This is a genomic window from Labilibaculum manganireducens (assembly GCF_002843385.1).
GTDB classification, from domain to species: Bacteria; Bacteroidota; Bacteroidia; order Bacteroidales; family Marinifilaceae; genus Labilibaculum; species Labilibaculum manganireducens.
The window spans coordinates 11,977-23,763 of record NZ_MVDE01000029.1; the positions used below are offsets into that span (position 1 = coordinate 11,977).

The window sequence follows — 11,787 nt, forward strand, 5'->3', positions numbered from 1 at the left end:
GTGATGTTTGACATCGCTCTTTTTTTATTGAGTAGTCTGCTTACTTAGCTGAGCCAACAGGAATTCATTTTCGATGATTAGTAAGTGCCAAAAGATAGGAACAATATAAGAGCTTAGAAATGTTGGGTATGGGGCTTTTGTTGGTTTAAATCATAAAAATTTCAAACAATCTGCTCCTAATTTTGCTAACTTTGGGTTTCAAATTTGATTATTGCTATGAATAAAACAAAAGCATGGATTCATGCATTTCGATTACGCACATTGCCTTTGGCACTCTCAAGTATTTTTTTTGGAAGTTTTTTAGCGGCAGCGCATCATTCGTTTAGTTTTAAAATATTTATTTTAGCAACTCTTACAACTTTGTTTCTTCAGATATTATCAAATTTAGCGAATGATTTGGGCGATTCTATTTCCGGAGCAGATAATAATGAACGGGTTGGGCCGGAAAGAGCTGTGCAGAGCGGCGTTATCAGTCATAAGGAAATGAAAGGCATGCTCATCGTTTTTGTTTTACTTTCTCTATGTTCCGGATTGTGGCTTTTGTATGAAGGAATGCAGTTAATCAATCTGAAACAAGGAGCCATAATGCTGGTGATTGGTCTTTTGGCAATAAGTGCAGCAATAAATTATACAGTAGGAAAAAATCCTTACGGTTACAGTGGTTTTGGGGATTTATTTGTTTTTCTTTTTTTTGGTTTGGTTGGTGTTTTGGGTACTTATTTTCTACATACAGGAAGTATGTCCTGGAGCCTGTTTTTGCCGGCAGTTTCGGTAGGTTTACTTAGTGTAGGAGTTCTGAATTTAAACAACATGCGCGATATAGATAATGATGCAAGAACCGGGAAAACGACTCTTGTTGTGAAGATGGGGGCTGCTAATGCCAAGAGGTATCATTTCATGCTTCTTTCCATTGCCATGATTTTACCTTGCCTGTATACTATTTTTAACTGGCAGTCAGCTTTTCAGTTTTTATTTTTACTGAGTTTTCCTTTTATTGTTCGAAATATACTTCGAGTATTTAAAAATAAAAATGCCCGGGATTTGGATCCTGAATTAAAACGATTGGCCATATCTACATTACTATTCAGTCTTAGTTTTGGTTTGGGATTGATACTTTAATTATCGATTTGATAAGGCGAAATGAGATTTCTTTGACAAATCTCGCATCTTTTATCTCACATCTATATAAATATGCTTAAAGCAGATTATCAATATTACCCTCTTACATTTAAACGGGCCAGCGGAACTTCGCGAGGTGTTTTAACACAAAAAGATTCCTGGTTCATTCGTATTTGGGATGATAAGAATCCTGATGTGAAGGGTATTGGCGAATGCTCCATTATTCCAGGATTAAGCAGCGATGATAAACCTGGCTATGAAAATAAAATCAAAGAAATTTGTGAGAGCATAGATGACTATTGGTATTATCTGGAGGATGGATTAACAGAATGGCCTTCGGTTTATTTTGGATTGGAGACTGCCTTTCTGGATTTCCAGGCCAAAGGGAGTAAAGTTCTTTTTCCCTCTGATTTTACAAATGGGAAAGCCCAAATTCCTATTAACGGATTGGTTTGGATGGGTGATTCCGGCTATATGAAAGAACAAATTCAACAAAAACTGGAAGATGGTTTTGATTGTTTGAAGCTAAAAATAGGAGCCATTGACTTTGAGGAAGAAATTAATCTTTTACAGTCTATCCGTAAAGATTTTGGATCAGATAAAATTGAGTTACGGGTTGATGCCAATGGTGCATTTTCACCTGTTGATGCGTTGAATAAATTGAAGGTCTTGTCCGAATTTCATATTCATTCTATCGAACAGCCAATAAAAGCCGGACAATGGAAGGAGATGGCAGATTTATGTTGCGCCAGTCCTCTGCCAATTGCTTTGGATGAGGAATTGATTGGCGTGCATACTCTGAGTTTGAAGAAGGAACTTTTAGATGCAATTAAGCCTCAATACATTATTCTGAAGCCAAGTCTTCTCGGCGGGATAAAAGGAAGTCAGGAGTGGATTGATTTAGCCGAGAAAAGAAAAATACCTTGGTGGGTAACTTCAGCATTGGAATCTAATATTGGATTGAATGCCATTGCACAATGGACTTATACGCTTAATAATTCAATGCCGCAAGGATTAGGAACCGGACAAATTTACAGCAATAATATAGTGTCACCTCTTTTTATGCACAAAGGTTTTTTAGCCTACGATATTTGTGGAAAGTGGGAAATTTAAAAGTGAGAATTTAAGCATGCGTGAACTAACGATAAATGGTATTCTGTATTCTGAAGAAGAATTGGTCAAACATTGTAATAGTCAATTATCGATCAGTGATTTTCAGTGGGAGCGGGATGTTTATTCCTTTATTTTGGAATGGTTGGATGCAAAAGAAAGCATTTCAGCGAAAACTTCGGGTTCAACAGGTAAACCCAAAGCAATGGAGTTATCGAAGGAAAGGATGCTGCATTCGGCCCAACTTACCGGAGAGTATTTTAAATTTAAAAAAGGACAAACTGCCTTACTTTGTTTATCGACTAATTTCATTGCAGGAAAAATGATGGTTGTACGTGCCTTTTTATGGCAGTTGAACTTGATTTTAGTAAATCCAAATGGGCATCCGCTCGAAAATTTACAATCGGAAATTGATTTTGCAGCTATGGTGCCTCTTCAGGTAATTAATTGTATAAAAGAAGGGATTAATTTTGCTTTGGTTTCTAATTTGTTAATTGGAGGTGGGGCTGTGGATTCTTATTTAGAAGAACAATTACAGGAACTTCCAACCAATTGTTTTTCGAGTTATGGCATGACAGAAACAGTTTCTCACGTAGCTGTCAAACCTCTTAATGGAGATAAGAAATCGAATTTTTACCAAGGATTGGGTAATGTAACTTTTTCTTTGGATGAAAGATCTTGCCTGCAAATTGAAGCTCCGGAAGTTCTTGCCGGATCAATCTGCACAAATGATGTTGCAAACCTGATAGACGGGAAACATTTTATTTGGCTTGGGCGATACGATAATGTTATAAATTCAGGTGGTGTTAAATTGTTTCCTGAGCAAATAGAAGAAAAGTTAAAAGATGCCATTTCGGATCCATTTTTTATTGCCGGAGTCGCAGATCAGGTACTCGGACAAAAGCTGGTGTTGGTTATTGAAAAGGAGAATCAATCTTCTGAATATGCATCTGGTTTATTGATAAAAATAAAAGGCTTGCTCGGTAAATATGAACAAGCCCGTGATATTATTTTTTGTAAGGAATTCAAACGAACACCGAATGGCAAGCTTCAACGCGAAGCTACAATGTCCTTGTTTAAATGATCAAGATAAGTAAGTAATTTTTCAAAGTCTGGTGGGTTTTTTAAATTTAATTGATTATTCTTTTCAAATTCATTTGCTTGCTTTATTAAATTTTTATAAAAACGAGAAAGTAAAGCACTTGGGGAATTTAATTTTTTGGGTAATTCACCCTTGTTTTGAATAAGATAATAAGATTTTGTTTTTTGAAAATCTAGTTTACTTTTGGTTGATGAAATGTAATATTTAGCATAGATTTTTTGACCACTACCGTATATCTTTTGAAGATATCCGCTTGTGGTATCTCTTTTTACCAAATATTTTTTATGCTCAAAACATTTTCCGTTTATGTTGATTTCTTTTAATTTTTCAGGAGATTTAATAATACTGTGTTGAGAACCAATTCTACATTCCATCACATCAGTTTTCACATTGTAACGAATCTTGATAGAATTTATAACCTTGTTTTCTGTAGTTGTAAGTTTAGATAGTTCGAACTGAGGATTTTGGTAGTTGTTTTGTTCTTCAGGAACATCATCTAAAATAACTTTGTAATGCATAATTCCCAGATTTGGATAATCTTTCCAAACTGAGCTTTCTTGTGAGAATGCTGGAATTGTTATAAAGTAAATTAGGAGCGAAGAAAGTAGAAGTTTAATCATTTTTAAATTTTTGGTTGAAACAGTCAATATAAAAATACAATAAAAAATGATAAGTAGTTGATTTATTGTTGAGTTGAAAACAGGATTTGATTAAGTTCTGGTTTGTACCCTGTGAAAAATGCTAAACTCTAAGGGAAGATGGGGTTTTATTTGGTAAACAAAAAAAATGCCACTCTAAAGTGGCATTCTAATTATTTTTGTTTCAATTTATCTTTAAAAGCTTTTTTAAACTTTTCTTGTTTTGGTTTTATTACGAAAGTACAGTAGGGTTGCTGCGAGTTATTATTAAAATAATCCTGATGATAATTTTCGGCAGGATAAAAAGTTGCAGCTGCTGATATTTCTGTAATTATTGGATTGTCCCAAGCACCGGATTCATTTAATTTCTTTTTTAGTGCTTCTGCCAGTTCTTTTTGCTCATTATTATTGTAAAATATTACAGAGCGGTATTGTGTGCCAACATCAGCACCTTGTCGGTTCAATGTGGTTGGATCATGAACTTGCCAAAAGACTTCAAGCAATTCTTTAAAACTAATTACTGTCGGATCATATGAAATCTGACAAACTTCTGCGTGCCCGGTTTCTCCCGTGCAAACTTGTTTATAGGTTGATTTTTCCTTACCTCCCATGTAGCCCGATACAACTTTATCAACTCCTTTTAACTCTTGGAAGATTGCTTCAACACACCAAAAACATCCTGCTCCAAATGTTGCTGATTCTAAATCTTTCTTTTCTTTTGTCATTGCGTTTTTTCCGAAAATAGTTCCGGAAAGCAGAACAAAGACTACTACTAATAACTTTTTCATTTCTTCCGGTGTTTGTTTATTTATAATCAATCTAAAGATAGCTTTTGAATTGCTAAGTTCAAAGTTAAAAGACCTTAAAATCTGAAATTGTTTGGTGCATTTTCTTGATTATATTTGAGTATGGTTAAGAATAAAAAAATAGTTGGAATAGTATTATCAGGAGGGAAAAGTTCCAGAATGGGAAGTGAGAAAGGCTTGGTTGAATGGAAGGGAAAGCACTTGATTGAATATTCTATTGAAGCTTTGCAACCAATATGTGACCAACTGGTAATTAGTTCAAATATGGAATACTATAACTACTTGGGATATCCAATTATTGAAGATGAAATTAAGGAGTGTGGACCAATAGGAGGAATCTATTCCTGCATGAAGGCAGTAAAGGCTGATTATTATCTTGTTATTTCTTGTGATGTGCCAAATGTATCTTTTCTTCTATTTGCTGATTTATTAAAACACATTGCTGATTTTGATGCAATTTTTCCTGCTGATAAAGATGGGAGGAGACAACCTTTAATAGCCGTTTATAGATCTTCTTGTAAAGATATAATAGAGAAAGAGTTATTTCAAGGTCATTTTAAAATGATGAGATTATTAGATTTGCTGCAAACCGAAACTTTCCAAATTTCAGAAGAATTACCGTATTATAATTCAAAAATGCTGTCAAATGCCAATTCGCCTGAGGATATAGATTCATTATAATTTCATTGAGGAAATAAATCGGTAATTGGAAGCGATTCTTGTATAGTGAGAATATTCTCAATATCAATAGAAAAAAGATTTTTAGATCCTACTTTAGAGTTTATTGAAGAAAAATTGCATCAAATGTAATTTAGTAAAAATCTAAATAGTTATATGTTTGTTTGTATGAGCGTCTTTGGGGATTTTTCTTTTTTTAGATCAATTATAAAGTGGGTTTTTATGCTCTGCAGCATATTCTCAGATTGCCTTTTTACATATGTTTACATTCATAGATGTATGTTTCTATATGTGTTTATGTGTATAAGTTTAAAGTATTCACAATATGAAAAGCAGAAGACAGTTTTTGAAAATTAGTTCATTAAGTGCCGCCGGATTGGTTTTTGGTGGAGGATTATTGGAAACGTTTGCCGATAATCTACTGAAGAACAATCAATCTTATTTTAAAGGGCCTTATGATTTTGCGCGCACTCCAACTTATTGCGAAGTATGTTTTTGGAAGTGTGCCGGATGGGTTCATAAGGATGAAAACGGTAGAATTAAGAAAATTATCGGAAACGATGACGACCCTAATTGCAACGGAAGATTTTGCCCGAGAGGTACCGGAGGTGTTGGAATGTATTTCGACAGAGATCGTTTGAAAACCCCTTTAATTAGAACTGATGTGAGGGGAAAACAATCATTTCGGGAAGCTACCTGGGATGAGGCTTTTGATTACATAGCTTCCAAAATGAACAAAATTAAAGAGGAGCATGGCCCGGAATGTACGGCCTTGTTTACTCACGGTTCAGGAGGTAAATATTTTGGTAATTTGTTAAAAGGCTTTGGTTCCAACAACATAGCTGCTCCTTCTTATGCACAATGTCGTGGCCCCCGCGAAGTAGCTTTTTTGGCTACCTTTGGACAAGGGATAAATTCTCCTGAAAATACGGACATCCGGGATACTAAATGTCTGGTGCTTATTGGATCGCACTTGGGTGAGAATATGCACAACGGACAGGTTCAGGAAATGTCTGATGCGATTGATAAAGGGACAACTATAATTACTGTTGATCCTCGTTTTTCAACCGTTGCAGGAAAATCAAAGCATTGGTTGCCAATTAAACCATCAACAGATATTGCACTTCTTCTTTCGTGGATGAATGTGATCATAAATGAAGAATTATTTGATAAAAAATATGTAGAGAAGTACACATTCGGTTTTGATCTGTTAAAAGCTTATGTGCAGCCATTTACCCCGGAGTGGGCTTACGGAATTACTACAATAAAACCTCAGCAGATACGTGATACAGCCCATGAAATGGCAAATGCGGCTCCTGCAGTAATTGTTCATCCCGGCAGACATGTTACCTGGTATGGAGATGATACACAAAGATTACGTGCAGTGGCTATTTTAAATGCTCTGCTAGGTAGTTGGGGACGAAGAGGTGGATTTTATAATCCGGAGAAAGCTTCTGTTCCTCATTTTCATTTACCTGATTTTCCAAAACCAAATAAGAACTGGCGTGATGCCATGGGAGGGAAATATAAGCTTGCTGATTTAGCACTTGCTTCTGGTGTATGTCAGGCAACAATACCAAGTCCGGAAATGAGTTGTTCAATTAAGGGGTGGATCGTGAATGGAACCAATCTGATTAATACCTTGCCGGATCAAAAGAAAACCATTGCAGCTATTCAAGCTCTTGATTTATTGGTGGTAGTAGATACCATGCCAATGGAAATTACTGGTTATGCCGATGTGGTTCTGCCAGAGTGTACTTATCTGGAAAGATATGATTCTTTACGGATATCGCAGGGAAGAGTCCCCAGTATTGCACTAAGAATGCCGGCAGTTGATCCTTTGTACAATACAAAACCTGCCTTTTGGATGGCTCGTGAACTGGCTAAGAAATTAGATTTACTTCAATATTTCCCATTTGAAACCATAGAAGAAGAGATTGACTGGGAATTAAAACAAGTAGGTTCTTCATTGGAAGAAATGCAGCGCATAGGAGTGAAACTTTTAGATCGTGAAGCTGACGATTTGTATTTTGGTGAAGATGAGGATGTAGAATTCAATACCAATACAGGTAAAATAGAGTTGTACTCAACAGCTTTGGAGGAAGAAGGATTTGATCCGTTTCCGGTGTTTACTCAGCATCCGGAACCCGATAGTGGTTTTTATCGCTTAATATATGGCCGAGCACCAATGCATACTTTTAGCCGAACGGCTAATAATCCAAATCTTACTGATTTAATGGACGAAAATTCGGTTTGGGTGAATCCTAAAGTGGCTAAGGTATGGGATTTGAAAAACGATCAGTACGTTTATTTAGAAAATCAGGATGGAGTAATTTCGGACTTTAAAATAAAAGTACGAATAACGGAACGTATCCGATGGGATTCTGTTTATATGGTTCATGGTTTTGGACACGCCGATAAACGCATGACAAGAGCCTTTGGAAAAGGAGTGAGCGATACCCAGATGATTACCAATGTAATGATTGATCCAATAATGGGAGGAACAGGAATGCGCGGGAATTTTGTGACGTTTCGATTTGATAACAAAAAAGCGGAGGTGTAAGCTATGAGATATGCAATGGCTATTGATACGAAAAAGTGTGTAGGCTGCAGCGACTGCGTAGTAGCTTGCCAAACCGAAAATGATGTCCCTATTGGTCACTGCCGTGATTGGGTGGTGGAAGTAATGGATGGAACATATCCTCAATTGGAAATTGAATTGCGTTCCGAACGGTGTAATCATTGTAAAAATTCACCTTGCGTGCGTTGTTGCCCAACCGGAGCCAGTCATTATTCCGATGGAGGAATTGTATTGGTTACTAAGAATGAATGTATTGGCTGCAGTGCCTGTATTACATCATGCCCTTATGATGCAAGATATGTTCATCCCGATGGATATGTGGATAAATGTACATTTTGTTTGCACAGGGTGAAAAAAGGAATGCAACCTGCCTGTGTCGCAGTTTGCCCTACAAAATGCATGTATTTTGGTGATTTGGATGATCCAGGAAGTGAGGTTTCCGAAGTGTTGAAAAAACGAAAGTACAAAACCTTAATTCCTGAAGCAGGAACAAAACCTCAATTGTATTTCCTAATCTGATAAAACTAACAAAATGAGAGAAGAAATAATTGTAAGTGGAAGAAATAACCCACTCATCGATCCTCAGTTACATGTTTGGCACTGGGAAATACCAACTTATTTGTTTTTGGGTGGTTTGGCGGCAGGTGTGATGTTTTTTGCGGCCTTGTATTATCTGAGAGGCAGAGAAAATGATTACCGGACAGCCGTGAAATTAGCGCCAATGATAGCTCCAATTGCTTTGGCTTTAGGCCTTATCGCTTTGTTTCTAGATCTACATCACAAACTATATTTTTGGAGATTATATACTACCATCAGACTGGAATCTCCAATGTCGTGGGGAGCGTGGACTTTAATGATTGTTACACCTGTTTCGATTATTTGGAGTGCTCTTCATATTAAGGAACTATTTCCAAATTGGGATTGGAAGTTTGATTTTGCGAAAGAGCTTATTGGTTTTTTTGAGAAAAACAAGAAAGTATTAGCCTGGATCATGTTGATTTCATCGGCGATACTTGGAATTTATACCGGAATTTTATTTTCTGCATTTAATGCAAGACCATTGTGGAATACATCTATTATGGGGCCTTTATTTTTAGCTTCCGGATTATCGGCAGGTTCGGCTGTTGTAATCTGGATGTCAAAAAATCATGCAGAGCGTAAGCGGTTTGCTCAATTGGATCTAATGATTATTGGAATCGAACTATTTCTGATTATTCACATGTTCATGGGATTTTTGGCTAGTACTCAAGTTCAAATTGACGCTGTAAATTTATTTTTAGGAGGTCCTTACACAGCTTCATTCTGGGGATTTGTAGTCATTTTAGGGATGATTGTTCCTGCAATACTGGAAGGTCTGGAATTAAAAGGGTATAAAATACCTGTCGCCATTCCAGTTGTCTTGGTTCTGTTTGGAAGTGTAATGCTTCGATTCATTATTTCGAATGCAGGACAGGCTAGTCGCTGGCTTTATTGATTTGAGTGTTAATTTATCTGTAAAAACTATATAAACAATATAACTATGAGCGAAGTGAAAAAAACAAAATACCTAAACCCATATGTTGGTGGGGTATTGCTAGGTCTCGTACTTTTGGCCGCCAATTTTGTTTCTGGTCGCGGACTAGGTGCAAGTGGTGCAATAAAAAGTGCAGTGGTTACTACTGTAAGTTTGGTTATGCCTTCTCACGTTGAAAACTCTGCTTTTTATACTGAATACAAAGAATCTCATCCCGGCAACCTAATGAAATCATGGTTGGTTTTCGAAATGATAGGTGTTTTAATTGGAGGGTTTCTTTCAGGAGCTTTTGCAAAACGCTTAAAATTTAAGGTTGAGCATTCACCTAAAATTACTTCTAAGAGAAGAATAATATTTGCCGTTTTGGGAGGTGTATTATTTGGTTTTGGATCTCAGTTGGGAAGAGGTTGTACCAGTGGATCAGCCTTAAGTGGTATGGCTGTTTTATCGGTAGGAGGATTTCTTACCATGGCGTTTATTTTTGGAACAGCTTTCGCCTTAGCTTACTTTTTCCGTAAAAACTGGATCTAAATTTTAAATGTATTTAAACTTATTTGTTATGGGACCATTAATAGTTAACGAAATAATTTCACCAAACACCAATTTGCTAATTGCGATGCTAATTGGAATCGGGTTTGGTTTTGTATTGGAATCAAGTGGATTCTCATCTAGTCGTAAGTTAGCAGGAATGTTTTATGGCTACGATACCACAGTATTAAAAGTGTTTTTTACAGCAGCAATTACTGCAATGATCGGTTTGTTGTTTTTCAGTCTGTTCGGATGGATAGATTTGAGTTATGTCTATGTTAATCCAACTTACTTAACTTCAGCTATGGTTGGAGGTGCAGTAATGGGAGCTGGTTTTATTATTGGAGGATTTTGTCCCGGCACTGCTTTTTGTGCATTGTCAATAGGTAAATTGGATGCATTGGCATTTATAGGTGGTTTAGTTCTCGGAATTATTTTCTTTACAGAAGGTTACCCTATGTGGGAGGATTTGTATAAAGCCAACTTTATGGGCACACCAACAATGAACGAATTGCTCGATATTCCTCGCGGAATATTTGCTTTGGGATTAATTTTGGCGGCTTTTGCTATGTTCTGGGTAGGCGAATGGGCTGAGAAAAAATTTCCCCGTGAGGAGTATTAATATTCTTTGGGATATCTTGACTAAAGAAAATAAATGATTTAACTTGATATATAGCTAGTTAACCTTATAAAAAACAATCGTATGAAACGTCCATGCCAAAACATTTTTTGACACACAGGGAGATGATTATTCCAGCATGGTAAGTTCCATATGGCAACTGAAAAACAAATAATAAACATATGAAAATGAGATTGATATTGGCATCTGTATTTATTCCATTAGGAATTATTATTGCTGCAGTGCCCGAAAATACAACCAAGCCGTTTCGTTTAACTGCTGGTGAATTACTAAACGAGATACATGAAGGAACTCAATTTATAAGCACCGATCAAATCGCTGATATGTTAGTGCAAAAAGATCCAAGTCTTCAATTAATTGATGTTCGTACTCAGGCAGAGTTTGAAAAATATAGTCTTCCGGGATCTGTTAATATCCCTCTTTCTGATCTTTTATCAGAAGAATGGAATGATTTTTTGGATCAAGGTGTAAAAATGAATGTGTTTTATTCCAATGGGAATTTGAAGGCAAATGAGGCTTGGATGATTACTCGTCAGTTGGGTTTTAAGAATAATTACGTTCTTCAGGGAGGTTTAAATTATTGGGCCGAAACAATTCTTAATCCACAAGCTCCAAAATCTGTTCTTGCTGATGATGAAATTGCAAAATACGATTTCCGTAAAGGGGCAAGTGCTGCTCTTGGAGGTGGAAATGCTGTTGTTTCTAATAGTACTGAAGGTAAAACAGCAAAGCCACCTATTGTAAAAAAGAAAAAGAAGAAAAAAGTCGCTGGAGGGTGCTAATTTTTGCATTCTTATTAAAAAGCCTTTTCGATTAGTTTCGGAAAGGCTTTTTTTTTGAATTCAACTTTTAATTTTTTTGACTAAACAAAGAGATATATCGATATAATTATTGGGAAAAACGCATTTCATTATTGATATACGATTGTGTTTGTATCTCCCTTATTTACATTCAGTTAAAATAATTAAATCATTGTAAAAAAAAGTTTTGCAAACTATTGGTATTTAGATAGTTTAAGATGTGTTAGGTTTTATATGTAGATATATGATATAAAACATATATGGATGAATAT

12 protein-coding genes are annotated in these 11,787 nt (G+C 36.0%); 10 read left to right on the forward strand and 2 right to left on the reverse strand.

What is annotated here, in order from left to right; genetic code table 11:
- The first annotated feature begins 216 nt into the window (after positions 1-216).
- The 3 genes from BZG01_RS15965 to BZG01_RS15975 all read left to right on the forward strand — a co-directional run bounded on the left by BZG01_RS15965 (position 217) and on the right by BZG01_RS15975 (position 3,313).
- Positions 217-1,119, forward strand: coding sequence for a 1,4-dihydroxy-2-naphthoate polyprenyltransferase (locus BZG01_RS15965; RefSeq protein WP_101310843.1), 903 nt, complete (start codon positions 217-219; stop codon positions 1,117-1,119).
- A 72-nt stretch (positions 1,120-1,191) separates the two neighbouring features.
- A complete protein-coding gene (locus BZG01_RS15970; RefSeq protein ID WP_101310844.1) occupies positions 1,192-2,232 on the forward strand; it encodes an o-succinylbenzoate synthase in 1,041 nt (346 codons plus the stop codon).
- Between the two features lie 16 nt (positions 2,233-2,248).
- Positions 2,249-3,313 carry an AMP-binding protein gene (locus tag BZG01_RS15975; protein ID WP_143470924.1) on the forward strand — a complete coding sequence of 355 codons (1,065 nt, stop codon included), beginning with the start codon at positions 2,249-2,251 and terminating at the stop codon, positions 3,311-3,313.
- On the opposite strand, the gene BZG01_RS15980 is transcribed toward BZG01_RS15975, so the two are convergent.
- On the reverse strand, positions 3,280-3,951 hold the full coding sequence (locus tag BZG01_RS15980; protein ID WP_101310846.1) for a hypothetical protein: 672 nt from the start codon (positions 3,949-3,951) through the stop codon (positions 3,280-3,282). The genes BZG01_RS15975 and BZG01_RS15980 overlap by 34 nt on opposite strands.
- Before the next feature lie 191 nt (positions 3,952-4,142).
- On the reverse strand, positions 4,143-4,757 hold the full coding sequence (gene msrA / locus BZG01_RS15985) for a peptide-methionine (S)-S-oxide reductase MsrA (protein WP_101310886.1): 615 nt from the start codon (positions 4,755-4,757) through the stop codon (positions 4,143-4,145).
- Between the two features lie 120 nt (positions 4,758-4,877).
- Here msrA and BZG01_RS15990 point away from each other — a divergent pair, with 120 nt between their 5' ends.
- The 7 genes from BZG01_RS15990 to BZG01_RS16020 all read left to right on the forward strand — a co-directional run bounded on the left by BZG01_RS15990 (position 4,878) and on the right by BZG01_RS16020 (position 11,497).
- The gene (locus BZG01_RS15990; RefSeq protein ID WP_101310847.1) at positions 4,878-5,456 is read left to right on the forward strand and encodes a molybdenum cofactor guanylyltransferase; all 579 of its coding nucleotides are present in this window, start codon (positions 4,878-4,880) and stop codon (positions 5,454-5,456) included.
- 322 nt (positions 5,457-5,778) lie between these two features.
- On the forward strand, positions 5,779-8,016 hold the full coding sequence (locus tag BZG01_RS15995) for a molybdopterin-containing oxidoreductase family protein (RefSeq protein ID WP_101310848.1): 2,238 nt from the start codon (positions 5,779-5,781) through the stop codon (positions 8,014-8,016).
- Between the two features lie 15 nt (positions 8,017-8,031).
- Positions 8,032-8,553: a 4Fe-4S dicluster domain-containing protein gene (locus BZG01_RS16000; RefSeq protein ID WP_218973139.1), complete on the forward strand. Its 522-nt coding sequence runs from the start codon at positions 8,032-8,034 to the stop codon at positions 8,551-8,553.
- 13 nt (positions 8,554-8,566) lie between these two features.
- Positions 8,567-9,508, forward strand: coding sequence for an NrfD/PsrC family molybdoenzyme membrane anchor subunit (gene nrfD / locus BZG01_RS16005; RefSeq protein WP_101310850.1), 942 nt, complete (start codon positions 8,567-8,569; stop codon positions 9,506-9,508).
- Positions 9,509-9,553: 45 nt separating this feature from the next.
- Entirely contained in the window at positions 9,554-10,078 is a 525-nt protein-coding gene (locus tag BZG01_RS16010; protein ID WP_101310851.1) for a YeeE/YedE thiosulfate transporter family protein, read from the forward strand.
- Positions 10,079-10,106: 28 nt separating this feature from the next.
- A complete protein-coding gene (locus BZG01_RS16015) occupies positions 10,107-10,697 on the forward strand; it encodes a YeeE/YedE thiosulfate transporter family protein (protein ID WP_101310887.1) in 591 nt (196 codons plus the stop codon).
- A 179-nt stretch (positions 10,698-10,876) separates the two neighbouring features.
- Positions 10,877-11,497 carry a rhodanese-like domain-containing protein gene (locus BZG01_RS16020; RefSeq protein ID WP_101310852.1) on the forward strand — a complete coding sequence of 207 codons (621 nt, stop codon included), beginning with the start codon at positions 10,877-10,879 and terminating at the stop codon, positions 11,495-11,497.
- Positions 11,498-11,787 lie beyond the last annotated feature (290 nt).